Raw genomic sequence first — 24,339 nt, 5'->3', positions numbered from 1 at the left:
TCCAACCACATATATGATTTACGTAATCTTCGTTGTTACTTTCAATGGAAAACGAAGTGCTTCCTGAATATGCTGCAAGGAAAGGCATTGTTCAATGTGAAAAACGCCATGCGGCAGCTCCGTCCGATACATTCGCTCCGCTACCGCCGCCGCAACTGCTGCTGTTGCATCTGCTTCACGCTCACCAACCAGCAGCTGCTCCACATGGACTGGTTTGCCCTTTTTCCATCCCACTGCATCTACCTTAACTGCAAACATCGGCTCGCCTCCTGGAATAATCCCAAAAGCCTTGACCGTACCATTACGAAGGGAGGGAATACGCAGTAGCGTGAACAGCCCAATACGTTTCGAGATTGCCATGGATCTGGTCATCCAACGGGAATCGAGACATAACCGGGTGGACACCGTTGGAATATCAAGTGTACGAGCAACGACGTGTTGATCCGAAAAGTTAAACCGATATGCTTTCCTGCGGCCCAGATCTGCGCCAAAATCAATCCATTTACCATCGTGAAAACTTTGCACTTCGGCTGGCTTACCCTTTTTCATGACCTGATAGGTAGCATTCATCTGATCCACAGTCCACTCCACCGCGGCTTTTCCGTGTTTCTCACCCAGTCCCAGCATGACGGTAATGTCCGCTTCGTCTACTTGCTCCATATGGGCACCTGCTTCACGCACAAGCAGATTGGTCACACCAGGCGACAGTCCCACACTAAGCATGGCTGTTGCTTTGGAACGCTGCATTTTGGAATGCAGCTGTTCGACCTGACCCAGAAAATCATAATTGGCCGAAATATCGATATAATCTGTCCCTGCTTTCGCACAAGCCTCGACAAATCGGGTATCCGTCTGGTCCACACACATGATCACCAACTTGACCGATTGAAGCACAACAGGATCTATCGCTTTTCGTACATCTAATTGAAGCGGCTGGACTATACCACCCGTAGATCGGCTGAATTCCTCAGCCCGGTTCATCCGCGTACCTGCCGCCCATACTTTGCCGGGAAATGAGCGTCCCAGTTGCGTACATATCATTTGCCCCACCTGACCATATCCGCCAACAACCCAAATCTGGTCTTTCACTGACTCTGTTTTAGTTTCGTTTCGCATAATATCCCTCCACCCAGAATGCTCCGAAATAACGTGTAATGTGCGAGAATCCGCATTCTTTCATCAGCTCTATCATTTGTTCAGATGAGATGGGGTCCGACTCTCGGTCAAGGGAAGCTGCAAACCGCTCCCATTCTTCAGGCTGAATACCATTACTTAACATGTGATCCTGCCAGGCTTGCATCATGGTTGGATATACAGGCGAATGAAGATCGGCATTCACTGCTGCAATAATGAGTGGCGCCCCAGGCTTGAGTCTGGCCGCTAGATTGGACAGGAACCGTCTTTTGGACTCGATCCCCTGAATAAAATGAAGCATTAACATGCTTGTCGCCCCGTCGTATACACCCTCTTCCGGCAACACATCAAGCGTCATGGATTTAAGTTGCACTCTGGCTTCGATCCCCGCCTCCCGGACTCTTCTCTCTGCTAACTGAAGCATCGGCTGGGAAGGATCTACTCCGGTAAACGTCCATCCCGCATGGCGAGAACCAAGCAGAGCCATTTCCTTACCTCCACCTGCTCCGACAATTAGTATTTTAGCTTCGTTGTTATCCGTGATAGAAGCGGCAAGCAGTCGCTCCATCAGATCATGCATATGAGAATAACCCGGAATTTTCAGGGCTATCGATTGTTCGTAACGGTTTTCATCCGCCGTATCCCAGCTCATAGATGGTTGATTGTGGTCCATTGATACTACACTCCTCATGGATTCAAGTTAGACTTGACTCTTCGTTCGTCTAATTTCATTATAAAAGGATACGCAGAGCGTACAATCCCAGAACAATGGGATATCTGCATGAGGAGAGGAGAAAGCTTTATGACATCACGTATAGAACGGAACCAGCGACTCATTACTTCTCTCGAAAAAGGAACCTGGACCTCACGCACCTACCGGGAAGCTGCACTGAAACAAATTCAGAATATCGTTCCCTATGACGCGTATTGCTTCACAACGGTTGATCCACAGACTCTTCTCTCAACGGGTGCCGTGACGGAAGACGGCATTGAAGCCATTCATGATCTGCTGTTCGTTAATGAATACATGGAAGAAGACATACATAAGTATGCTGGTTTGATTCGCAGCGGTGAGTATACAGCAATCCTTCATGAATCGATAAGCGAAAACCCTATAGCAAGCGCTCGGTATCATAACATCCTTCAACCCGCAGGTTTCGGTGATGAACTTCGGGCTGTACTGGTCAGTGGCGGAGCCTGTTGGGGATATCTAACCCTATATCGCAAGACGGAACAACCCGTATTCACGGAAGAGGAACGACTGAGCATTCAAGCCTGGACACCTTCTATTGCATTGATGTTACGATCTACAAGTCTGACTCTTATGGACGAGATGAAGAGCGGAAGTCCCTCGAACCCAGGTATTATGATCACATCAGACGCTTTCGAGCTGTTATCCATGAATGCTCCCGCTCAGTATTGGCTATCGCAATTACGTTTACTGGAGCAGGTGGGACCAGATGTATTGCCACGCCCCGTCCGTGCAGTCAGTTCGCATTTACTGCGTCAGATTCGTACAGATACCGATTTGATGATTGCCCAAGAACCTATCCTTCATTCGCCTTCCAAAGTCTGCATTCAACTCCTGGATGGCCGTTACCTTGTGCTTCATGCCAGCCGCATGCAGCAGTTTTCAGGTCCGGAGCAGATTGCGATCAGGCTTGAACAGGCTATGCCGCAGGACTTACTGCCGTTACTCGCCGAGAGTCATGGGTTGTCCATTCGGGAACGAGAACTATTGGGTTACGTGCTGCGCAGTTATTCTTCCAAAGAAATTGCGGAAGCGATGCATATATCAGCTTACACGGTACAGGATCATTTAAAATCCATTTTTGCCAAAACAGACGTATCCTCCCGCCGTGAGTTAATCTGGTATTTCGTATCCCGTTTCCAGTTGTCTGATGAACCAGCTATTTGAATGTTATAACTGGACATACAAAAAAAGATGCCTTGTCCCATGGGACAAGGCATCTTTGCGCTACATTATGGTGCAGAATATCCGTTATATCAACGCATACGTTAAATTATATGATTCTATTCTCATGAGTAAACACTTAGGACTTAGCGGGCTTCGCAGGTTTGATGTTTTTGTTCTTTACCTGCACAGCCACGGGCTCTTGCGGGTGTTCAACCGGATACAATTTGCGGAACAATAACGTCTGCAAGACCAGGAATGAACCGCCGATCGTCCAATACAGCGGCATCGCTGCAGGTGCCGACAAAGAGAAAAAGGCCATCATCAAAGGAGATATATATCCCATGATTGCGAATTGTTTTCGTTGTTCCGGCGCCATATTGGCTTGCGAAACTTTGGCTTGGATCAGATAAATTATTGCTACCACGACTGCAAGCACATAGTCAGGCGCTCCTAATTTGAACCACAGAAAAGAGTGAGAAGATAGCTCCGGCGTAAGCCGAATAGCCGTGTAGATACCTGACAGAATAGGCAACTGAATCAGCATTGGCAAGCATCCGATATTCAGCGGATTGAACTTGTGCTTCTTGTACAGCTCCATCGTTTCCTGCGAAAGCTTCTGCTTATCGGCCGGGTCGTTTTTGCCCTCATACTTTTTCTTGAGCGCATCCATCTCCGGCTTCATAGCATTCATGATCACTCGGGTACCTTGCTGAGATTTTGCTTGTCGCATCATCAATGGCAGCAACGCAAGACGGATTACGAGGGTAATCACAATAATGGCTACCCCATAACTTCCATTAAATATCGTTGCGATGTGCTGAATGAGATACGACAATGGAAATACAACGTAATGGTTAAAGAACCCCGGTGTTGATGAATTAATCTCTGAGACGTTGTTACTGCATCCAGCCAGTAGCATCACTGCAAAAAGAATTGCAATCAGGCCATAGATCCGTCCCTTGCCAGATGTAAAAGTGAACCCCTTGCTTGTCTTATGTTCCATATATATCCTCCTCGTTGATTTGTAGAAAGTACATACAACGAGGAATGGCAATCTGGTTCATCTTCATCCGGGGATTCTCTTCGTCTGACGATTCGACTTAAAGCTTCAGGTCTGTGTTGTCCGTCCAAGGCCAAGGTTGGCAATCCAGGTTCCAGACCACCTCCGGCCCCACCTTCCATCCAGTACTCTGTAATGCCGCAATGCAGATGGGCAATATACGCGTAACTGACTGTGAAAATGAGTCCGAGTGAAAATATATACGGTATCAATTCCTGAAGTTCAAACAAGGGATTCACCCCCTTTATAGGTTAGTTTTTATAGTATAACACTTACATATGGATTTTGCATAAATTCATTGCTGGAAAACAGATAGATGAATTTATTCCATTCTCAATTTGGACAATTCTAGCTTAGCTCTATGTATTGCCATATTAAAAGAAGCCCAGGAACTCTGTCTGTTTCATCCAAGTCGAAGCTCGCTTGACGCTCCAACATTTCCCCTTTCAAATTCGGGTACTCTCTCTGGGCAAAAGCATCAATCATGGGAAAAACCTCCATTAAACTTTCTAGGCTTCATTTTAGATGATAAAATAAGAATATAAATAGAAATTAAAAACGATAAAACTTCTTATTTTATTATATTGCGTTCAGCTACAACCTCCAGGAGGAATCAAAACCTTGAAATTACATCAGCAATATTTGCTGCTTCATAGCCGGTTTGGTCAACTATTAGAACATGAAGTAACGCTATCTGACCTCGCGGAACTACTCGAGTGTACACACCGTAACACGTTAACAATCGTCAAAAAAATGGTTGCCCACGAATGGATTCGGTGGGTGTCCCAGCGCGGACGTGGACGGCGTTCTACGCTGACCCTGCTTGTTCCGGCTGATCAAATTGCAGCAGAATACATGATGCAGGCCATGAATTGCCGCGAGTTGAGGCAAGCTGCCGAACAGGTTGGTGCTTTCTCCAGTTCTATGACAATGCAGGATCACCTAAACCAGTGGCTGCTTGGTTATTCTGGACACCATACGGAAGCTGGTAGCCATAATGAGCGAATTGATACGCTCAGGTTACCGATCCGCCAACAGCTGCATGCGCTTGATCCCCTTTATATCAATTTGCTGGCCGAATCTTTTGTCACCAGTCATGTGTTCGACGGGCTGGTTCAACGTAATGAACACGGAGAGATTATTCCCTGTCTGTCTCATACCTGGGATGTCAGTTCAGATCGGAAAACATGGTTTTTTTATTTGCGTAAAGGGATTACTTTTCACAATGGACATCTGCTGACAGCCGCGGATGTGGTGTATACATTTGAACGACTGCAATCCACAGAACGGCGGACATTATACCGCGATGTGAGTAAACAAATTCTATCGATTGAAGCAGCAGATCCCTTGACCGTTTGTTTCAAGCTTAAAACCCCTCATGAACTGTTTTTGCCCTTTCTTTCTACGAGCCGTGCAGCGATTGTTTCACAAGCCACGTACGGGCAACATAAAGATGGAGACAATGAACTTGATCTACCGATTACCATGCAAAAGCCTATAGGAACAGGCCCTTTCAAGATCACAACCTGGGATGATCACCTGTGCAGACTTGAAGTTTTTCCGTTGTATTTTCAAGGCAGAGCCCATCTGGACCGGGTAGATATTCTACAAATTCCGTGGAGTGCCCCTGCACATTTGGATGAAAAGCAAGATATCGAATCTCCCTTCTTTCACCTTGTTCATAATCCATCCTCGTCTGAGGGTAAGGACTGGACACAGATTAGTGCAGGCGTGATGGTACGCAAATTTCTTACTTGTAATACACAAAAAACCGGACCGCTAAGCGATCCGAAAATAAGAGCACATGTTCAGACATGTATTGCTGAATTATATGGGAATGGCATGAATGAAAGTAATGAAGGTGATCCAGCAGATGCTGATAAAGTGTTGATGAATGCAGAAAAGTTAACTCATTTGTCTCAGCACCGCACTTTTGACATCCCTATACTTTTGCACATCGCAACCATTCCTCAATATCGGATGGATGCCAGACGTTTGGCATTGTCATTGGAAATGTACGGCTTCACATGTACTGTCCGCATAGGCACGATGGAGCAATTCAAAGGGAACCTGAGACTGGAATCCGATCTGATTCTCTTCTCCCTGATTCGGGACCGGGATGAGGAATTGCGCAGATACGATCTTTATCTCACTTTATCCGAACATCTGGAGGACTCTTCCAAGAAGAGTGTACAAGAGATGCTGCAAACCGTTGTTGCTTCGCAAATATCCGCAGACCGAACTGCCGAACTCAACCGGATTGAACAATTTTTGGCGCAACAAAGTCTATTATTCCATTTGACTGAAAAACCTGTGGAGACTGCCTACCTGCCTTCCGTTCGTGGCCTCTCCTTCAACAGCCAGGGATGGGTAAACCTCAGGCACATCTGGTTCCTGTGAATAATCATTTAACGAGCATTACAATCCCTTCGTTTCAAGATGCGGTAATGATTTTGCATGCTTATGAACTGGTCGTTGGGTCGGCATCCACCTTCTGCCGTCTTTTTTCATTTTTCTTGGAAATGGTATCCTTCCGACGGTACACACCGAGAAGTAAACCGAGCATAGCATAATCAAACATCAGGTGATTTCCGTATCCAATAAAAGGAAAAACAATGCTAAGAATCGGAGCCTTCCCGGTGGTCATCGCTAACGAATAGATGATTTGCAACGCAAACATGGAAGCTATCAATTGGAGGCGTTTATGATAAAATAAACAAGTCATTTCACACCAGAGGTATCATCATGAATCTCTTATTCTTACTCAGACATTACATATTCTTTCTATTCATTATGAGGAGGCAATTCAAACCATGAGCAAACTGATTTTCTTTCTTGGCGGGGCCGGGAGCGGCAAAACAACCCTTGCCAAAGCCCTCTCGCGTAAACATAAAGCTGCTTTCTTTGATATGGACATCCTGCTGCGTCCAGCTGCTGAAGCAATAATGACCCTGCAGGGACTCGATCCATCCGATCGGGATTCACCGGAATACAAACGGCTGTGCCGTGATTTGGGATACCGTATTACGATGGATGCTGCACTGGACAACGTGCAATTGGGTATCGATACAGTTGTTGTAGGGCCCTTTACCAAAGAAATAGGAACTCCAGACTGGATCGAACAGGAACTCGCACGAATTGGACGTTCCCTCGATGATACGGATGTACGTGTGGCCTATATTTATCTTGCTAATGAAGCGTTGTATCATGAGCGGATTACAGCCAGACAATCCCCGCTGGATGAGTGGAAGCTGGAGAACTGGGATGCCTTCACAGCTTCACTTGCCCGTAAACAAGTGGCTTGGCCGTTGCCCTCCTCAGCCGTGGCTTATATCGATAACTCCGATGAGAGCCCTGATATCGCTTTTGCTGAAGTCGAACAACGAATGTACGAATAAAATATGAAATGGAGTCACCTTTAACTTCTCCGTATCTCTTTCATGCTGCTTATATGCTCAGAAATATAATCCACACCCAAAAGGGGTACTTGTCATGTGACCCGCGCAGGTCCATACGTGACAAATACCCCTATTTACAATGAACTATGACCAAACATCCGAACCTGCCTCGTTACAAAAACTGCTTCATAATATACTCTTGCTCCAGAGGTGTAATCACAGTGCGTTCCACCGGTGGGCCTTCTGTCAGATACTCTGCCACTTCAGCCACACGATTGGATTCCAGTTCCGCTGTAAATACGAGATTGGCCATCCCTAATGTCTCAACTAATGTTCCCCGCGCTTTAGCGTGAAGCATGAATAAGGTATATAAATCCGGTCGTTTCAACTCCGTCATTGCCCGGGCGATCAAGGCCACATCGGCTTTGTTGTCCCCCACCGGATGATGCGCTTTAGGCTGTCTCTTCAATCCAAGATCGCACCACAAAATGCGCCGCTCCTGTACATCAATAATGGCCGGAATACAACTACGGGAAGTTGCCGTCAGATCAATTCGCTCCTGCACCGTTGAAGGTTCGAACATTTCATCCGACTGCGGCCCCTGACGCATTATCCAGCCAGCATAACACTCCGGCAAATCCTGGATAGCATTATCCTTGAATGCGTTAACCATGATTACAATATAACGTGCCCCTAACCTAGAAACGGACGGCAAATGCAGATCCATATACTTCGCCACTCCATCCGGTGCAGACACTATAAACCCACTATTTGCAGCTATATATTCATTCGATTGCAGAGGGGTCCGGGATGTTTGGTCCATATAACGCCAATCCTCATCATACAGTACACCCGACAGATCGGTATCCACACTCTCGATTCGCTCATCACCGCCCAGGCCTTCTCTCCACCACAGAAAAAAACGAACGGTATCTCCTGTGGGTAACGATATCCATGACGCACGCGATAGAGCTCGAAGAGATTCGCTTGCCCGGCGTTTTCCCCATGGAACTGAAAACTCTTGAAGTCTTTCATCAATGTAGACATTACCGAGTGGTGGTAGCAAGGCAAACCGTTTCAACAGTGTATGCTCTACCGTCGATGTCACCGCATGAACATCCTCAACGTTGAGGGGCTGCAACGGCTGAGTGGAGACATACAGATTTGCCATGTTGCCTTTGCGGAAAAAGCTCCTCCTGACCTGAAACTGCATCCGTGTGCCAAAATGGGCCAACACTCGAAGCAGCGCCCTTGTTGATACTTCCTCTCCCACAGTTTCCATTTTGCCGATCACTTGCTGCACCGGAACACCGGAACGTATCATTCGGTCCAGCTGACCGACCATCTCTCCCGGACGTTCCGCAAGCGTCTCCAGAATAAGCTGGTTATCCTTCTGTTCAAATGCCCGCTCCACTCGGCCATGAAAGGTAAGCGGTCGTTCCCCACGTCGCAACTGGTCCAGCGCCGCTACGGCCCCTGGATAACGGTGACGATATTCACCCGGATGCAGTCGCTCGGCCAATCTTTGCCAGCGCCCTTTATATCGAAACAAATCTTGTAACGGGTCCGAAGCACCCTCCAATAAAGCAAGTATTATCCGACGTTCAGATCGGGTAAATGAACGGAAGCGGGTGTTCTCCTTCAGACTGACATCTCCCTCGGAGCACGCCACTGCCAGCCGCAATATATCTGTTGCTGTGCGCAAATGTCGCTGGAGTTGCTTCACCGAAGCACGCCCTGCCTTCAATAAAGCCGCACAATAAACGGCTGCATTTTCCCTCACAGGTATTTGCCCTGCCTCAGGCTCAAATGCAGACCAGCCTTCGTACTTTGTTGCAAACCAGATCAATTGTTCTCTTGCAACTGGCGTCAGCGAAGATTTTGCTGTAAGCAGGTCCATTCCCACTTGGTAAAAATCTGCTTCACTGCCGAGATGAATCACACGCAGTCGCAGCTTGTTCAGCAGTAATATGCGCTGTTCCTGCTTTTTTTCAAGAAGCTGCTGTCTCCATGAATTCATCAAAGTATTTAAATAAAATTGACTTTCCTGAATACTCATTTTTTTCTTGGGAAATCTGGGATACAGAAGGGTTTCCTTTAAGTTGATTCCTTTTATCTGCCGAAGCTCGTCCATCAGCCGTTCGAACCAGGAAATGAATCTATTACGTTCCCAGGTGCGCAGCACATCTATCAGTTTCGTCGAAAACGTATATCCCAGCGATTCCAAATTTCTCAGTGCAGTCGCCAATATACGCACAGGCAGCTTGCCCTCGCGCTCTGCGATGATCACTTTCAAATTCCTGCTGAAATAGATTGAGAATAAGTCCATCACTTGTACTCTCCCACATGACGATAATATATTCAGCATTGGTATAACTTGGCCTAACTCGTGGCGATTCTTCATATGTATGACACAGTCCAAAAAACTAAAAAAATCAGGGAAGCGGTCCCCTAATACCATTGTAAGAGTTCAGAAGGAAGGGATACCATAGCCTGATTAATGCATATTATATCTTATAATTACAGATTAGAAAATATCACATCGGAAAGAGAGCGGCAGAATACCACTTAACCCAAAAGGTAAGATTATTCTGACCGCTCTCTTTACGTTTATTTTTCACCGCTGTTCTCTTGCCAGATTATCCGTGCTGCCGTGCCGCTTAATGTCCAGCGATACGAGCTATTTTCTGTATCGGATCATATGATTAACAAATCAAGGCCTGATCTCATCGTGATCATTTAATTTCGACTTTACACCATATAAATCAAAAAAGCCGCAGTGATAAATGAAGTGCACCCCTTAGAATAGACATTGGAAAAACCCCTGGGTTTAGCCGATGAAATTCTAGGGGGTGCATTTTTTTATGGCGATTAAAGGACAAAAGTTTAAAACGTATTCGGAGAAGATAAAAAATGAGGCTATTCGTCTGCATACGGTTGAGGGGTGGACTTATCGAAAGATTAATGAACATCTGGGGATTCATGACCCAGGACGAATGAAGCGCTGGATGCGAAAATATCGGGAACAAGGTGAGTTTGGACTGATGGATCAGCGAGGTCGACGGAAAGAATACTTGGATCAAGACCGCTATGTGCAAAACCTGAAACGGGAGAATGAATTGCTAAAAAAGTGCTTGGTAACCTGGAAGGAGGAAGCAAACAAGAGAGATTTCAGATCATGGAAAAAGTAGCGGCATACGGTGATATCCAGAAACTATGCCAGGTGTTTGGCGTGTCCCGGAGTGGGTTTTATGCCTATGTAAAACGTAAACGAATCGATCGCGATGCAAAGGCGAAGAAGCAGGTGCTTCAAACGTATCAACGATATGAAGGCAAATATGGTTATCGACAGCTCCAGTTGTTCCTTTGGCAAGATCAAGGGATTTGGATGAACCACAAAAAGGTGCTCCGCCTGATGCAAAGGCTCGGAATTCAATCTCGAATCCGTCGTAAACGACGCTCCAGCAGCTCGTATGCACCTGCGCAGCGTGTAGCAGAGAACCTCTTGAAGCGCGACTTCCGTGCGGAAAAGCCGAATCAGAAATGGGTGACCGACATTACCCAGTATCGTGTGGGAGAGCGCTGGGTATATCTTTCAGCCATAAAGGATCTGTTTAATAACGAAATTGTGGCTTACGAAATAGGCGAACGCAACGACAATGAACTGGTGCTCCGCACATTCAGCAAGGCGTTTACGAAGCAAAAAGACGTGACCGGACTGATCGTTCACAGCGACCAAGGATTCCAGTACACATCTCATGCTTACCACGACATGCTGCCAAAGGTTGGCGCCCGAATCAGCATGTCTCGCCGAGGAAATTGTTATGACAATGCCTCTATGGAGAGTTTCTTCTCGCATCTCAAAACGGAAGGACTCAATCCTTATCATATACGAACGGTTGCCGAAGCACAAAGCAAAATCGAAAAATATATCCATTTTTACAACCGAAAACGGCCACAACGAAAACTGAAAAAACTGACACCGGTAGAGTACCGACGCCAGTTTGCAGCCTAGGGTCTTTTTATAATGTCTACTAAATGGGGTCTTGACCAAAACACCGCAGCTCCTTACTTCCTTATATATACGTTTTATTACGATTTGGACAACTCAATGAACCCTTCACCAAATACGTCACGCACATCATGGATCGTTATGAAAGCAATTTCATCCTCCGCTCGCACAATCTTCTTGAGCATTGGAACTTCTTGTTTGCTAATGACAATATATAAGATCTCTTTCGGATTCTTCGTATAATAGCCATGACCAGACAGGACAGTGACACCCCGATCCATCTTCTCAATGACCTGCTGAGCAATGGCATCCTGTTTCGTAGATATAATCGTGACTGCTTTTTTCGGATTGAGCCCTTCAATAATGAACTCCATCGTTTTCGTGCCGACGAACAGCATAACAATCGTACACATCAACCCTTGCGGCCCGATAATGAAGAACGACGAGAACGCCACGATCAGATCGAAGAATAACAGTCCATAACTGATGTTCCAATCCAGATATTTGTTGGCAAGTCGGGCCAAAATAACCGTCCCCGCCGTTGTGCCGCCTACTCTAACAATCAAGCCGATACCCAGACCGGCAAATAATCCACCAAAAATGGTATTAATCCAGAGCTCGTCTGATGCAATCGTCCAGCTCTCGGTCAGGTGCAGGAACAGCGAGTTGAATACCACCGCAATAATGGTATACACCGTTGTTGTTCTGTCCAGAAACTTGTACCCCACTAGTAGCAAAATACCATTCAAGAGCAAGTTCATCAGCCCAGGAGACCATTCAAAGAGATAATACAAAATAATTGTAATTCCCGTAACGCCGCCTTCAGCCAGATCATTCGGGATGACGAACAGGTTTACCGCAAGTGCAAACAGAAATGCACCCGCCATAATAAATAGAATATCCGTTATTCTTTTCTTCATCATGCACTCCATCCAATCCATCAGAAAATCAACCTATCAACCAGTTTCATAAGTTGTCATAACCACTCAAAGATAGATTCTACCATGCCATGAGCAAAATTTGTATACATAATACAAATTGTTGCGCGAATTGTACAAAGGAATCTGAAATTACTGTTATTTTAGGCTCTACAGAGCATTTTCACTTCACCACCCATGACAAATGTCATGGGTCATCATTGATATTCATCATTACAGTGTACTGACACTTATGACTTACTGCACTGGACGCATTCTTATACAATGATAAAAACGCCTCACTTGGAGACATCTTCCCAGGAAGCGTTAGGTTAGAACTGATTACAGTTATTGACCATTGAAGGAGGAAGTACGTCTATGAGCAGAACCAAAGAAATGGCCCTTAAAAAAGAAGTGACCCCTTATGAGAAAAATAATCTTCGCCTAAGTATCCAACAATTAGTCAACTCCATACTCCCACTATTATTATTGTGGGCCGCAGCCTATTACAGTCTGTCTGTGTCCTACTGGCTGGCATTTCCGATTGCCCTCGTAGCCTCGGGATTTGTCCTCAGAACGTTTATCATCTTCCATGACTGTTGTCATGGTTCATTCTTCAAAAGCAAGCGTGCCAATGACATTCTCGGCACCATTACAGGTGTATTAACCCTGACGCCTTATCTGCAATGGAAAAACGAGCATTCCATTCACCACGCAACCAGCGGTAATCTGGATAAACGCGGTGTTGGTGACATCTGGGTAATGACGGTTGAGGAATACAAAGCTGCTTCCCCTTGGGGTCGTCTGTTCTACCGGATTTATCGTAATCCTGTCGTTTTATTCGGTATTGGACCGATTTATGTGTTTCTGTTCGCTTATCGTTTTAACCGTAAGGGTGCAAGACGCAAAGAACGCATCAATACCCATTTGACAACAGTCCTGATCGTTGGCCTCTATGCTTTTATGTGCTGGCTCGTCGGCTGGCAGGCTTTTGTCATGGTGCAGGCACCCGTCTTTTTCTTCTCCGGTTTCTTCGGCATCTGGCTGTTCTACGTACAGCATCAATTTGAAGATACGTACTTTGAGAATGAAGATGAATGGAGTTATGTGAAGGCTGCTGTAGAAGGTAGTTCATATTACAAATTGCCTAAACTGCTGCAATGGATTAGTGGCAATATTGGGTTCCACCATGTGCATCACTTGAGCCCGCGTGTTCCCAACTATTATTTGGAAGAAGCACATAATGCAACACCGCCACTGCAAAAGGCTACAACGATTACGCTGCGCTCTAGTCTGGCTGCCCTGCGCTTCCGTCTGTGGGACGAAGAATCCAAGCAATTTGTCAGTTTCAGAGAGATCAAACGCTTATCTCGCAAGCCTTACGTTCAACCGCCAATTCGAGTAAACAACCCAGCGGGTCTGACAGAGAAGCCTTAACTCTGTCGGATTCGTTTTCTTGTATTCAGGCTGAAGTTTATGCTAAAGTCAGGCTAAGTTTGAGTACAATGCAAGTCCGAGGAGGAGAATTTTCATTCAAAAGTGGATGCAGCTCTTTTATAAAAATACAGGTTTGAATCCGTATGTATGGCTCGTCTTTTTCATCCTGCCCTTCTATTATATTTCACAATATTCCAAATTGTGGCCCACGGTGGCGGGAATTTTCATCATTCTGTTCTTCTTTGTTTGTTATCTGCTTGCCTTCATCACAAAGGGCTGGCAGGTGTATATGTGGATTGGACTGTTGATTGCCATATCAATTACGATGACCATCGCTTATGATTATGCCTATTTCTCATTGTTTCTTGCTTTCTTTATTGGGAATATTAAAAATAAAGCCGGTTTCTTCACCCTTTATTCGGTGAATCTGGCAGCCAGTTTTCTAAGCATCAATTATAGTTTCATCAAGCAGAGCACCCTGCTGCTCAGTCAGTTTCCGTTTGTATTCATTAGTCTCATGGCATCCATTCTGCTTCCGATCAGTACGTATAACAAAAACAAGCGTGAACAGTTGGAAGGCCAACTGGAGAATGCCAACAAACGGCTGGATGATCTGGTGAAAATGGAAGAGCGGCAACGTATCGCACGCGATCTGCACGATACACTTGGACAAAAGCTCTCTCTCATCGGTCTGAAAACCGATCTGGCGAAGCGTCTGCTCCGCAATAATCCTGATCAAGCCGAGATTGAGCTGAACGATCTGAGGCAGACGGCAAGTACAGCCCTGAAGGAAGTCCGGGAAATGGTTACCAACATGCGTGGCACACAACTGGTGGATGAACTATTCCGTGCCGAACAGATTTTGAAAGCCGCTTCCATTGAATTTGTACTGGAAGGCAATCCGAAGTTGCAGGATACGTCACAGCTGAATGAAAATGTGCTCGGCATGTGTCTGAAAGAAGCCGTTACGAATGTCGTCAAACACAGTCAGGCAACGGTGTGCACCATCCGTATCGAGGAGACACTGGCCGATAATGTATTAACGGTTCAGGATAACGGAGTCGGAATAGAACGTACCCGCAAGCAAGAACGACGCGGTACCGGAATCCTGGGTATGAAAGAACGACTTGAATTTGTGAACGGTTGTCTGGATATTCGCTCCGGAACAGACATGCAAGGTACAGGCATTGTCATCCATGTTCCCAAGCTGGTCCGCAAACCGATAAAGGAGGATGAACAATGATCAGGATCGTAATCGCCGAAGACCAGCGTATGATGCTGGGGGCATTGTCTTCCCTACTCAATCTGGAAGAGGATATGGAAGTGGTAGGACGCGCAAGCAATGGACAGGAGGCTCTTGCTCTCGTCAGGGAGCATACACCAGACATCTGTCTGATGGACATTGAAATGCCAGTCAAAAGTGGCCTGGAGGCCGCTGAGGAACTTAAAGGCATGAGCTGTAAAGTCATTATTTTGACAACCTTTGCCCGGACCGGATATTTTGAACGTGCTTTGAAAGGCGGCGTACGCGGTTATCTGTTAAAGGATAGCCCGATCGAGGAACTGGCCGAAGCAATCCGTCAGGTCATGAATGGGAGACGTATTTTTGCACCCGACCTGGTGGACGAGGCTTATGTACAGGAGAACCCGTTGACCGAACGGGAAAATGCCGTTCTCGGCCTGATGGCAGACGGAAAGAATACAAAGGAAATTGCCGGACATCTCTTTATTACAACCGGTACGGTGCGAAATTACATCTCTATTATCCTCAACAAGTTAAATGCGAGTAACCGCATTGAAGCCATTACCCGTTCCAAAGAAAAAGGGTGGTTTAAATGAAAGTACCGCTTTAACCCAATGAAACATAAATAAGCAAGGTTCACCGTCCCATCGGTGTACCTTGCTTATACAAGGATAGGCTGGCCTGGAGTACTCACTCCGACCAGCCTATTTCCTTTTGAAGCCTTGACTTAAAGCCTTGCTTATTTTACAGAAACAACCATGCCCAAAGCTTCCAGTGGCACCTGCTCGGTCTGGAGCTGATGAATCTGCTTGCCATCTTGCCAGGAGATCGTTACATTCACGCTTTTCCCCCCACTTGGGTACTCGACATTTACGAATCCTTTATCCTTTGGTGCAGGCAGTGTATGGGACTCCAGGTATTCCACCATTTTCTTCGCAATCCCCGGATTATTCATGTTATCTTCGGAAACCGAGCGAATTTGAAGCGTCCATCTCCCTTCTGTCCATGTCAGATACTGACTGCCCGCCGCGCCTTCAGCCACACCCTTGATGTCATGTCCCAGATCCATAGTCATGTCCTCAGGAATGTCTTTCAAATCTGTCTCAGGGAAAATATCCGTACTGTTCGGGTCGTTATACGTCTTCACTTCATAGGATGCCAGAACAGGTACCTTGCTGCCAGAGGCCGTCAACGAAGCATCGTTAACCGCAACAGATTGGTCAGTGGAATAAAAGTTAATGTGGAACGCATCTGAAGTATTCGATGTGATCGATGCAGTCAGATGTTTCCCCTTTTCCAGGGAAAATGAAGTAGGTAACGAAGCGTTCTTCATCTTCAGCTGACTGCGAATGTCCTGAATGACATCGTTCCCACTTTGCTGGGTTTGACCGCTACTGCCCGTTTCCGAACTCGATGTCCCGCTTCCCGCAGAACCTTCCTTCCCGGTTGTTTCCGTTGTATCTGTTCCGTTATCTTCGGTTCCACTGGAGAAATCAGCTCCTCCACTGCCCGATTGAACCTGTTCGCCAACCGCAGGGGACATGTTGTCCGTTGATGATGATTGGGTATCCTGGCCACCACATCCCGCAAGAGCAAGCAGGACTGCTGTCGTCACAGGAATCGTCATCCATAATTTAGGTTTACTCATGTTGTCCTCCTTGAAACTGGTATTGAGATTAGCTTATTTGGTTATCTGGCAGCATTTTAACGTTTGTCATTCCAGAAATTCACGGGCTGTATTTTCTTCGTCAGCACCTCAAATTGGTAACCTTCTGCTTTCAGTGTTTTTAACACTTGCGGAAGTACTTTCAATGTCGCTTCCTGGTCGTGCATCAGTACCACCGGGGTGGTTCCGCTCTTTTGCACATTATGGATCTGCTTCATCACGCTGTTGTAGACTTTCTGATGATCCTTCTTGTATTTCCAATCTTCGGAATCAACATTCCAGTCCCACAGATGGAATCCACCCTGACCCAGTAGAACATTGCGATATGCCGGTTTGAGATACGGTTTGCTGCCGTATGGAGTACGAACGAGACTGGTTTTGACACCTGCCACTTTGTTCAAGCTTTCATTGGCCTGCTGCATTTCTTTCAAACCGCTGTATGCGGATTTATAAAATTTACCGGGAACATGCGTTACGCCGTGCAAGCCCAGTCCATGTCCGTCTGCAACAATACGCTTGGTCGCCTTCTGAAACTTCTCCATCTGAGGTCCAAGCATGAAGAATGTCGCCTTGGCATTGTACTGATCCAGAATATCCAGTAATTGTCCCGTGTGAGCGGTGGGCCCATCATCGAAAGTTAGATATATGATCTTGGAGCTCGCTTTATTTCCAGCATTCTTAGATGCGGATGATGCAGCCGAAGCCGACTGCGGCAATAGCAACGGAATGATCAATAGAATAGCAAGTGCGGTGATGAACGTTTTACGAATATGTAGCATAATAAAAGTCTCCCTTATGTCTTGTATTTCCCCGGGTGTCTATGTTTCTCTCATTGCAGCCCTTGGCGATATTCCTAATACTATCAAAAAGAGTGCGGCCCATTCTCGTTTCAAATGCTACGTTCGAGTTACACTTTTGTCAGATTACCCAAAAAAATAAAACGAATTTGATAGATTTGCTCGAAAAAGGACATCCGTCGGGATAGATCAATGTTGACATATATTCTATTAACCCAAATTGTGGGTTCTGATAGATTCATGTCTGGAATTGATATGAAACAAGCGAAGAAGCTTAAAATGATATAACAAAAAAGCCTGCTCGAAAGCAGACTTTTCATATGTAGATCGATTTTTGTGTCGTTCAAATATATTCGAATATATCCTGATTACTTTTGCTTAGTCCCCTCTTACTCCGCAGGAGCTGTGAATGAGCGTTTACCAAATTCGGCGTCCAGCATGTAGAAAGCATTGCTGTCTTTTTCGATGCGGCGCAACTTCTGGATGATATTATCAAACAGAGCTTCCTCTTCAACTTGCTCATCGATGAACCATTTCAGGAAATACATCGTGGCATGTTCACGCTCATTCAGAGCAATGTCTGCCAGATTGTAGAATTTCTTCGTGTTTTGCTGCTCGTGTGCATATCCGTGTTCAAATACATCCAGCATCGAGGAATATTCATTCTTCGGCTCTGGCAATGCAGCAAGGGTTGCGCGTTGTCCGCGGTCATTCAGGAATTTGTATATTTTCATCGCGTGGAACCGCTCTTCCTCTGCTTGTACGATGAAGAAGTTGGCAAATCCGTCCAGGCTTTCGCCGGAACAGTAAGCGGCCATCGCCTGATATACGTGAGCCGAATAAAATTCGAAGTTCATCTGTTCGTTCAAAGCTTCTGTCAACTCTTTACTCATTAGGCATACACCTCATTCTTTCTCTAGGGATGGTTTTATTTTATCATAACGTCCACAAGACTGACATCGAAATTTCTACAAAATTCGCCAATGACTGATTGCATCTCTTCCTATATAATTACATAGTTCTCGCTCTATAATCATTTCATTCTGGAAGGCAGGCCATTTTATTTCATGAACACATCTTCTTCGCAGCTCAAAAAAACGATAGGTATGCCGCAAGCTGTTGCGCTTTATATAAGTGCAGTTCTCGGTTCAGGTGTCCTGATCGTACCCGGACTTGCTGCCGAACTGGCAGGGCCGGCTTCACTTCTCGCCTGGGGAGGCATGGTGCTGCTAATTCTCCCGCTTGCCCTGTCCATGGGACTGCTCTCAGCCCGTTACCCGGACGCAGGCGGCGTTTCTCATTTCGTTACCCTCGCTTTTGGACAACGGGCAGGAGCCGTAGTGGGCTGGTTCTTTCTCATGTCCGTTCCCATCGGTGCTCCCGTGGCTGCCCTTACAGGTGCAGGCTATATGACGGCTGCGCTGGGAATCGGGGAAGGATACAGAACAGTGATTGCTGCCCTCATGCTCGCGGCCGGATTGATCATTAACATTGTAGGCATGCAGGTCGCCGGAAAGGTACAGATTGGCGTTGTGCTGGCAATTATTATCGTGCTCGTCATGGCATTTGTATTTGCTATTCCGAATATGCAATCCATACATTTCACACCTTTTATGCCGAGTGGCTGGGTCAGCGTAGGCCAGGCTGGAGCCATTCTGTTCTGGTGTTTTATCGGTTGGGAAGCTGTATCTCACCTGTCTGAAGAATTTACTGATCCACGCAAGGCGGCTATTAAAGGCGTAACGATCGCAGCCATCATTGTAGGGGTGCTCTATTTTCTGACTGCACTGGCGACAGTCGGAACTCAAAGCTACCTTCATGGCGGAGCAGATGTCTCCCTCGTATGGATCATTAGTCAGGCTCTCGGTTCCTGGGGAGGATTACTTGCTGGGCTAACTGGCATATTCATTTGCACCGCTACGGTCATTGCCTACGCTGGTGCTGCTTCCCGTGTCGCCTATGCACTGGCAAAACAAGGATCTGCACCACAATGGATGTCCCGCTTATCCAGTCGTTACCAAACACCAATTGCTGCAATCGGATTCTTGGCCATCTGCTTCACTCTTGTGTTGGGTGTCTACGGATCAGGTCTGGTGTCACTCACCACACTTATTCAGTTGCCTAATGCAACGTTCATTCTCACCTATCTTGGTGGATGCGCAGCCGGCATTAAATTACTTAAGGGCAGTCGTACTGGGGTAACCATCAGTTGGATTTCCTTTGTGGCGACAGCTATTGTGTTCCCTTTTGCCGGATGGGCTGTTCTCTACCCGGTGGTGATCGTCGTTCTCTACGGATTGATCAGTCGCAAACGACAACATAATATATAAACAAAAAAAGCTCTGCCGCGATGGCAGAGCTTCCTTTATTGATCTGGAATAATAATTATACCAGGAATGCTTTGGAGATGATAACCAACAGGATGAACAGAACCAGAATGGCACCTATAGAAGTAAAACCTCCATATCCATAGCCGTAGCCTCTTCCTTCACCAGCTAATACTTCGCTCATTGACCGTACCCCCTCTGCAACAGGTATGGGTTATCTTATGCAGGGAGAATGGATTTGACAGGGCGGATGCCCGCATTGTTCAAATGCTATTACCTAACTCAATTCAGTTCAGTTCAGTACCGTGGTGAATCAATACGCATAATGTCCAAGAACGGCACTTTGGCCGTAAATTCCTCTTCCGTATACTCCACATGCACTAGCCGAGTACGTGAATCAAGCTTCACAATCACCCCATGAACCTGATCTTCCTTACCCCATACGGTCAGCAGCACTTCCGAACGTTCTTGATACGCCTCAACCAGTTGGTTCCCCAACTCTTCCAGTTCAAACTCATCCCGGGTAGGTCTTTTTGCAACTTTTGCTTTTGCCAATGTACGGCCTCCTCTATAGCTAATCCGACGCCCGAATCCACGGGTTATTTGCCGAGGTCATATTTAATTAGTATACCATTCATTCACCTTCGTGTAATGTCATGTCACAGAAATCAAGCAAATAATTCATCGATGATAACACGTTATAAGATGTCAGATAAGTTTTCACACAACAAATTAAATGATTTGCGTTTCGCGCAATGTGTTTTATAATTGACGTATACGAGAGCAGCGTCTGTCGTATCATTATGATGCAGTCAGCGGTGATATATTGAAGAGTCCCCATTCACGCAGCAACCATATCCCAACCGAGTACGAATTCAAGCATTCCAAATGGATTAAAAAAATGCTTCGCGCTTACTGGGTCGTCATTTTAACACATGTTGTCATTCAAATAGGCTGCTTTCTGTTTCTCGATTATGATCGCACCCCGGAAGACTTCATGATCCATGTATTATTTTTGCCTACATTAGCCAGCGCTTTATCCATTCTGATCGCCAGTTGGGTGGAACGCCGTTTCAGTTTTTTCTCCTTCTATTCCATGTCCGTGGCCAGCACGGTGATTGCCTGGACCATCATACGTGTCAATTACGACATTCGCATTATACTGGCCATATGTCTGCTGCCGATCTTTGCTTCGGTTCTGTTCTTCAACAAGAAACGGGTATGGACGGTATGCCTCATGCAGATGATTGGCTATGTCATCGTACTCTGTGACCCAGCCTATCGGCTGTATTTATCTTCGTTTGACATGGTTTCCATTCCGGCTTTTCTCATTGTAGGTACATATGTTGCGCAATTGATTGTTACGAGCGGCGTCGAGGTACTGGATGATCTTCAGGCCAGTATGCTTGCCAAGCAGGATCTGATTGTGCGAAACGCAATTATGAGCAAGCAGTCCAAGACAGATGGCTTAACCAATCTGTATAATCAAAGCTCCTTTAAGGACTACTATGAAAAAGCGTTTGAGTACGCAAATAATGGCATGAGTCTGCATTTAGCTCTGATTGATATTGACAACTTCAAGTCCATTAATGATACATATGGGCATCGAGTGGGAGACGCCATTCTGGAGAGAGTCTCCCTGGTCATTCAGGAGAACATCACATCAAGCGATATCGCAGCGCGTTATGGTGGAGAAGAATTTGCACTCTTAATGTTTGAGCAACCCTTCGAGCAAGCTTATGCCTTGGTGGAGCAGATCCGCAAGAAGATTGCCCGTATCGTTCATCTGGAGCTTGAAGGCGCTTATATTACGGTAAGTGTCGGACTCAAAAGCTACAGTTCCCATCTGTCTAAGGACAAGCTGTTTGAGGAAGTGGATGCATGTCTCTATGCCGCCAAACGAACGGGGAAAAATAAAACGATGACGTCCCTTGATCTGGTCTAGTACTCCATACAAAATGCAAAAAAGTAGTGCTGCTCACCGGGAAACCGGCTGTACAGCACTACTTTTTTATTGCTAATCGTCACTCCGAATTTACCGGTTCACTCTGCCCATTCCCAGCGATGTGTATTTTGCTCCAGCTTGGGGTGGAGCTTGACGGGCTCTCCATCAATAATCAGACGTACTTCCTTAATCCAATCTTTGAACGAGTCAAATGATGCGAACTGATCTGCCATCTCCACCGTGAGATACAGGAAATGGGGAGCGGGATATTCCTCTGCCATATGACGCAGCGCTGCTTCGATCGGCGTATACTTCTTTCGCTTGCCTTCCCAGCCTTCCACCCGTACACGGAAGGATGCATGCTCCCTCCTCCAGTCATGAAGACGGTCTTCCCTTTTGTAAAATGCCTGCACACCGTCCTTGCTCATTCGCTTCACTGTATTCTCATGCAACGGATAGAGTACAAGTTGCACAAAAGAACGTTGGTTCGCAGTAGCAGCGGCGCGTTCAAGCTGTTCATCCGTTACATGCTCAAATGAATCATAGAAAATCAGTGTGCCTTTACGGGTAGCCGGAGGAGGTTCATAGCCATAGGGTACATTGGTATATTTTCCAGACATCTCATCGCTCCTTGCCTGTATGCTAATCAGTTACCTCTTACTTTATATTATATTATTCTCTAACTGTGTTCTTCAATTCTGTATAGAATGTCATTCTATTTTTGCCCGTACGTTTCGATTCATACAGCGCCTCATCTGCCATGCGGATAATTTCACTTGGATTGCCACTGTTGGTCGGATACTCGGCGCCTCCAATGCTGCAGCCAATATGAATTCGCTCATATTCAATAATAAACGGCTTATTCAGGCTCTGTATGATATCTTCTGCATAAGTACGTGCTTCCTCTCTTGGATTGCTTCCCACGGAGCGGAGCACAATGAGGAACTCATCTCCGCCAAGCCTTACCGTGATCCCCTTGTCATGACTGAGACTGGTCAAGCGCTGAGCCACTTTCTGCAGCAGAACATCTCCGGTCTGATGTCCAAGCGTATCATTCACGCTTTTGAATCCGTCCAAATCAATATACAGGAACGTTAACGTGTGATTTTCACTTTCCATCTCCAAGGATTCCTCCAGATAGAGTTCGAGCGCAGTACGGTTCGGCATTCCCGTCAATTGGTCGTAATGTGCCAGATTTTGCATAACAACCAGTTCCGAATCTTTATTCGTCAGCGAAGTCAACATATCTCCCAGGGAACGTGACAGCACTTCAATTTCCCTGAAACCTCGATTTTCCGGAATCTGTATTTGTTCTCCGGCACCAAGTCGATTCGCTACTTGAGTCAGTCGCGCAATCGGGGCCGAGATCTGGCGAGAGATCAGCCAGCCAATAAGTGCAAACAACACTGTAACCGAGAGTCCTGCCCACACATTAAACCAAAGCATGTCTGATACGGAAGAAAACGCCGTTGATTTGAGTTGACGAATAACTACTGTCCACCCAAGACCCGGATAGTCCAGATGGCCCTGACTGGTTGCAAGTCCCGTAACATATTCTTTACCATCCGGCCACTCTTCTATGGCCCAGCTGCTTTTAGTCTGCCTCGCCGTTTCAATACCCGATAGTTTCAAGGGTCGGCCAATCCATTCTTTTGGACCAAGCAGCACCGTATTTTCCTTTTGACTGACAATAAACATCTCAATGTCCTTTTCCTCATGCTTCAACGGTTCCAGAACACTTTCCTCCACTTCTTTCGCCCAAGCCCAGCTCAAATGTGCTGCAAGCACGCCAGCAATCTCTCCGTTCTTGTATTTCACCGGAAAGCTGATATCGACAAATTGCAGTGGTTCGCCAGTTGGGTTTGGAAGCAGCTTCGCCAGAAGAACTGCATCATGGACATCTCCAATAAATTTACCCTTGATGCCCTCCTGATACACAGGTCGTTCCGATAAATTTTCACCGCGCAATATGCCGCTTGTGGAAGCCAGCACTTTTCCTTTTGGATTCATGAATCCAACCCATGAGAAAGTGGGAAAGCTATCTTGTAGCTGATTGAGCAGCACCTGCATTTCGGCAGGTTCGAAGCGGTCCTCGAGGGCAATCATTCGCCCCAGCAGCTCCAGCTCCCCTGAACGCGTCCACATGAAGCGATCGAGCTTGTCCGAGGTCTGAGAAGCTGTGCTCGTCAGCGAGTGACCAATTTCGGTTTCCACAGCGACAGAGGATTTCTGGCTGAGAATATAACCAATCGTCAATGTGACCAGCAGGGATAACACAGCGAAGGTCATGGTTAGTACAGTTTTAAGCTTGAATGACATAATTTCCTCCAATAAACGGTGAAACCAGCTTGCTTTTTTCAACATCATTTCATGCTGTTAAGAACTACGGGATGTCACCTATTCGTTTTCATCTTTATCGGAAATAATGTCTGTATTCATTATACATATCCATACAATATGGGAACGCTATTCGCACCGTGTTTCT

At 46.2% G+C, this 24,339-nt stretch carries 23 protein-coding genes; 10 read left to right on the top strand and 13 right to left on the bottom strand.

Going from position 1 to position 24,339, the window contains the following annotated elements:
* Nucleotides 1-18: 18 nt before the first annotated feature.
* Nucleotides 19-1,116 (bottom strand): saccharopine dehydrogenase family protein, encoded by a 1,098-nt coding sequence (locus BMW94_RS02210; RefSeq protein ID WP_090993989.1) that lies wholly within the window; start codon nucleotides 1,114-1,116, stop codon nucleotides 19-21.
* Nucleotides 1,100-1,807: a class I SAM-dependent methyltransferase gene (locus BMW94_RS02205; RefSeq protein ID WP_090993988.1), complete on the bottom strand. Its 708-nt coding sequence runs from the start codon at nucleotides 1,805-1,807 to the stop codon at nucleotides 1,100-1,102. The genes BMW94_RS02210 and BMW94_RS02205 overlap by 17 nt, the downstream gene beginning before the upstream one ends.
* A gap of 129 nt (nucleotides 1,808-1,936) precedes the next feature.
* On the opposite strand from BMW94_RS02205, the gene BMW94_RS02200 reads away from it, so the two are divergent.
* Nucleotides 1,937-3,052, top strand: a complete 1,116-nt coding sequence (locus tag BMW94_RS02200) for a helix-turn-helix transcriptional regulator (RefSeq protein ID WP_090993986.1) — start codon at nucleotides 1,937-1,939, stop codon at nucleotides 3,050-3,052.
* Between the two features lie 136 nt (nucleotides 3,053-3,188).
* On the opposite strand, the gene yidC is transcribed toward BMW94_RS02200, so the two are convergent.
* Entirely contained in the window at nucleotides 3,189-4,055 is an 867-nt protein-coding gene (gene yidC, locus BMW94_RS02195; protein ID WP_079694471.1) for a membrane protein insertase YidC, read from the bottom strand.
* Entirely contained in the window at nucleotides 3,992-4,342 is a 351-nt protein-coding gene (locus BMW94_RS02190; protein WP_175480556.1) for a hypothetical protein, read from the bottom strand. Before BMW94_RS02190 ends, yidC begins: the two co-directional genes overlap by 64 nt.
* 391 nt (nucleotides 4,343-4,733) lie before the next feature.
* Here BMW94_RS02190 and BMW94_RS02185 point away from each other — a divergent pair, with 391 nt between their 5' ends.
* Nucleotides 4,734-6,512: an ABC transporter substrate-binding protein gene (locus BMW94_RS02185; protein WP_090993984.1), complete on the top strand. Its 1,779-nt coding sequence runs from the start codon at nucleotides 4,734-4,736 to the stop codon at nucleotides 6,510-6,512.
* A gap of 413 nt (nucleotides 6,513-6,925) precedes the next feature.
* Nucleotides 6,926-7,510 carry a P-loop nucleotide/nucleoside kinase family protein gene (locus tag BMW94_RS02175; RefSeq protein ID WP_090993981.1) on the top strand — a complete coding sequence of 195 codons (585 nt, stop codon included), beginning with the start codon at nucleotides 6,926-6,928 and terminating at the stop codon, nucleotides 7,508-7,510.
* Nucleotides 7,511-7,682: 172 nt separating this feature from the next.
* Here the strand turns inward: BMW94_RS02175 and BMW94_RS02170 are convergent, their stop codons facing one another.
* On the bottom strand, nucleotides 7,683-9,839 hold the full coding sequence (locus tag BMW94_RS02170) for a hypothetical protein (RefSeq protein ID WP_090993980.1): 2,157 nt from the start codon (nucleotides 9,837-9,839) through the stop codon (nucleotides 7,683-7,685).
* 535 nt (nucleotides 9,840-10,374) lie between these two features.
* Here BMW94_RS02170 and BMW94_RS02165 point away from each other — a divergent pair.
* Together BMW94_RS02165 and BMW94_RS02160 are read left to right on the top strand one after the other, a co-directional pair.
* Nucleotides 10,375-10,701: a helix-turn-helix domain-containing protein gene (locus BMW94_RS02165; protein WP_254790076.1), complete on the top strand. Its 327-nt coding sequence runs from the start codon at nucleotides 10,375-10,377 to the stop codon at nucleotides 10,699-10,701.
* Nucleotides 10,689-11,525 carry an IS3 family transposase gene (locus BMW94_RS02160; protein ID WP_090993978.1) on the top strand — a complete coding sequence of 279 codons (837 nt, stop codon included), beginning with the start codon at nucleotides 10,689-10,691 and terminating at the stop codon, nucleotides 11,523-11,525. The genes BMW94_RS02165 and BMW94_RS02160 overlap by 13 nt, the downstream gene beginning before the upstream one ends.
* A gap of 77 nt (nucleotides 11,526-11,602) precedes the next feature.
* Here BMW94_RS02160 and BMW94_RS02155 read toward each other — a convergent pair whose 3' ends face one another.
* Complete coding sequence (locus BMW94_RS02155) at nucleotides 11,603-12,442, bottom strand: YitT family protein (protein ID WP_062324740.1); 840 nt, start codon at nucleotides 12,440-12,442, stop codon at nucleotides 11,603-11,605.
* Nucleotides 12,443-12,817: 375 nt separating this feature from the next.
* Here BMW94_RS02155 and BMW94_RS02150 point away from each other — a divergent pair, with 375 nt between their 5' ends.
* The 3 genes from BMW94_RS02150 (at nucleotide 12,818) to BMW94_RS02140 (ending at nucleotide 15,715) form a co-directional block, all read left to right on the top strand.
* Complete coding sequence (locus BMW94_RS02150; protein WP_090993976.1) at nucleotides 12,818-13,876, top strand: Delta(5) desaturase DesA; 1,059 nt, start codon at nucleotides 12,818-12,820, stop codon at nucleotides 13,874-13,876.
* Between the two features lie 106 nt (nucleotides 13,877-13,982).
* Nucleotides 13,983-15,119, top strand: coding sequence for a sensor histidine kinase (locus BMW94_RS02145; protein ID WP_175480555.1), 1,137 nt, complete (start codon nucleotides 13,983-13,985; stop codon nucleotides 15,117-15,119).
* Entirely contained in the window at nucleotides 15,116-15,715 is a 600-nt protein-coding gene (locus BMW94_RS02140; protein ID WP_090993972.1) for a response regulator transcription factor, read from the top strand. Before BMW94_RS02145 ends, BMW94_RS02140 begins: the two co-directional genes overlap by 4 nt.
* Nucleotides 15,716-15,858: 143 nt before the next feature.
* Here BMW94_RS02140 and BMW94_RS02135 read toward each other — a convergent pair whose 3' ends face one another.
* From BMW94_RS02135 to BMW94_RS02125, 3 genes are all read right to left on the bottom strand, one after another.
* Entirely contained in the window at nucleotides 15,859-16,767 is a 909-nt protein-coding gene (locus BMW94_RS02135; protein ID WP_090993970.1) for a hypothetical protein, read from the bottom strand.
* Nucleotides 16,768-16,823: 56 nt separating this feature from the next.
* Nucleotides 16,824-17,564 carry a polysaccharide deacetylase family protein gene (locus tag BMW94_RS02130; RefSeq protein ID WP_090993968.1) on the bottom strand — a complete coding sequence of 247 codons (741 nt, stop codon included), beginning with the start codon at nucleotides 17,562-17,564 and terminating at the stop codon, nucleotides 16,824-16,826.
* Between the two features lie 407 nt (nucleotides 17,565-17,971).
* Nucleotides 17,972-18,475: a ferritin gene (locus tag BMW94_RS02125; protein ID WP_076291009.1), complete on the bottom strand. Its 504-nt coding sequence runs from the start codon at nucleotides 18,473-18,475 to the stop codon at nucleotides 17,972-17,974.
* Between the two features lie 174 nt (nucleotides 18,476-18,649).
* On the opposite strand from BMW94_RS02125, the gene BMW94_RS02120 reads away from it, so the two are divergent.
* On the top strand, nucleotides 18,650-19,912 hold the full coding sequence (locus tag BMW94_RS02120) for an amino acid permease (protein WP_090993966.1): 1,263 nt from the start codon (nucleotides 18,650-18,652) through the stop codon (nucleotides 19,910-19,912).
* Nucleotides 19,913-19,967: 55 nt separating this feature from the next.
* Here BMW94_RS02120 and BMW94_RS02115 read toward each other — a convergent pair whose 3' ends face one another.
* Nucleotides 19,968-20,093, bottom strand: coding sequence for a dihydroorotate dehydrogenase (locus BMW94_RS02115; RefSeq protein WP_090993964.1), 126 nt, complete (start codon nucleotides 20,091-20,093; stop codon nucleotides 19,968-19,970).
* Between the two features lie 113 nt (nucleotides 20,094-20,206).
* Nucleotides 20,207-20,464, bottom strand: coding sequence for a YolD-like family protein (locus BMW94_RS02110; protein WP_064638843.1), 258 nt, complete (start codon nucleotides 20,462-20,464; stop codon nucleotides 20,207-20,209).
* A 271-nt stretch (nucleotides 20,465-20,735) separates the two neighbouring features.
* On the opposite strand from BMW94_RS02110, the gene BMW94_RS02105 reads away from it, so the two are divergent.
* The gene (locus BMW94_RS02105) at nucleotides 20,736-21,854 is read left to right on the top strand and encodes a GGDEF domain-containing protein (protein WP_090993962.1); all 1,119 of its coding nucleotides are present in this window, start codon (nucleotides 20,736-20,738) and stop codon (nucleotides 21,852-21,854) included.
* Between the two features lie 98 nt (nucleotides 21,855-21,952).
* On the opposite strand, the gene BMW94_RS02100 is transcribed toward BMW94_RS02105, so the two are convergent.
* Both BMW94_RS02100 and BMW94_RS02095 read right to left on the bottom strand, forming a co-directional pair.
* A complete protein-coding gene (locus BMW94_RS02100; protein WP_090993961.1) occupies nucleotides 21,953-22,474 on the bottom strand; it encodes a hypothetical protein in 522 nt (173 codons plus the stop codon).
* Nucleotides 22,475-22,526: 52 nt separating this feature from the next.
* Nucleotides 22,527-24,173, bottom strand: coding sequence for a sensor domain-containing diguanylate cyclase (locus BMW94_RS02095; protein ID WP_090994254.1), 1,647 nt, complete (start codon nucleotides 24,171-24,173; stop codon nucleotides 22,527-22,529).
* Nucleotides 24,174-24,339: the final 166 nt, after the last annotated feature.

This window comes from Paenibacillus sp. OK003 (assembly GCF_900109515.1).
GTDB lineage: Bacteria > Bacillota > Bacilli > Paenibacillales > Paenibacillaceae > Paenibacillus > Paenibacillus marchantiae.
The sequence above is the reverse complement of the archived record's forward strand: the minus strand, read 5'-3'. Positions and strand labels throughout refer to the sequence as shown.

What these genes read in the sequence shown, in the direction of transcription:
- BMW94_RS02210 (WP_090993989.1), bottom strand. Translation starts at nt 1,116, where the DNA reads ATGCGAAACGAAACTAAAACAGAGTCAGTGAAAGACCAGATTTGGGTT.
- BMW94_RS02205 (WP_090993988.1), bottom strand. Translation starts at nt 1,807, where the DNA reads ATGGACCACAATCAACCATCTATGAGCTGGGATACGGCGGATGAAAAC.
- BMW94_RS02200 (WP_090993986.1), top strand. Translation starts at nt 1,937, where the DNA reads ATGACATCACGTATAGAACGGAACCAGCGACTCATTACTTCTCTCGAA.
- yidC (WP_079694471.1), bottom strand. Translation starts at nt 4,055, where the DNA reads ATGGAACATAAGACAAGCAAGGGGTTCACTTTTACATCTGGCAAGGGA.
- BMW94_RS02175 (WP_090993981.1), top strand. Translation starts at nt 6,926, where the DNA reads ATGAGCAAACTGATTTTCTTTCTTGGCGGGGCCGGGAGCGGCAAAACA.
- BMW94_RS02170 (WP_090993980.1), bottom strand. Translation starts at nt 9,839, where the DNA reads ATGGACTTATTCTCAATCTATTTCAGCAGGAATTTGAAAGTGATCATC.
- BMW94_RS02165 (WP_254790076.1), top strand. Translation starts at nt 10,375, where the DNA reads ATGGCGATTAAAGGACAAAAGTTTAAAACGTATTCGGAGAAGATAAAA.
- BMW94_RS02160 (WP_090993978.1), top strand. Translation starts at nt 10,689, where the DNA reads ATGGAAAAAGTAGCGGCATACGGTGATATCCAGAAACTATGCCAGGTG.
- BMW94_RS02155 (WP_062324740.1), bottom strand. Translation starts at nt 12,442, where the DNA reads ATGAAGAAAAGAATAACGGATATTCTATTTATTATGGCGGGTGCATTT.
- BMW94_RS02150 (WP_090993976.1), top strand. Translation starts at nt 12,818, where the DNA reads ATGAGCAGAACCAAAGAAATGGCCCTTAAAAAAGAAGTGACCCCTTAT.
- BMW94_RS02145 (WP_175480555.1), top strand. Translation starts at nt 13,983, where the DNA reads ATGCAGCTCTTTTATAAAAATACAGGTTTGAATCCGTATGTATGGCTC.
- BMW94_RS02140 (WP_090993972.1), top strand. Translation starts at nt 15,116, where the DNA reads ATGATCAGGATCGTAATCGCCGAAGACCAGCGTATGATGCTGGGGGCA.
- BMW94_RS02135 (WP_090993970.1), bottom strand. Translation starts at nt 16,767, where the DNA reads ATGAGTAAACCTAAATTATGGATGACGATTCCTGTGACGACAGCAGTC.
- BMW94_RS02130 (WP_090993968.1), bottom strand. Translation starts at nt 17,564, where the DNA reads ATGCTACATATTCGTAAAACGTTCATCACCGCACTTGCTATTCTATTG.
- BMW94_RS02125 (WP_076291009.1), bottom strand. Translation starts at nt 18,475, where the DNA reads ATGAGTAAAGAGTTGACAGAAGCTTTGAACGAACAGATGAACTTCGAA.
- BMW94_RS02120 (WP_090993966.1), top strand. Translation starts at nt 18,650, where the DNA reads ATGAACACATCTTCTTCGCAGCTCAAAAAAACGATAGGTATGCCGCAA.
- BMW94_RS02115 (WP_090993964.1), bottom strand. Translation starts at nt 20,093, where the DNA reads ATGAGCGAAGTATTAGCTGGTGAAGGAAGAGGCTACGGCTATGGATAT.
- BMW94_RS02100 (WP_090993961.1), bottom strand. Translation starts at nt 22,474, where the DNA reads ATGTCTGGAAAATATACCAATGTACCCTATGGCTATGAACCTCCTCCG.
- BMW94_RS02095 (WP_090994254.1), bottom strand. Translation starts at nt 24,173, where the DNA reads ATGTCATTCAAGCTTAAAACTGTACTAACCATGACCTTCGCTGTGTTA.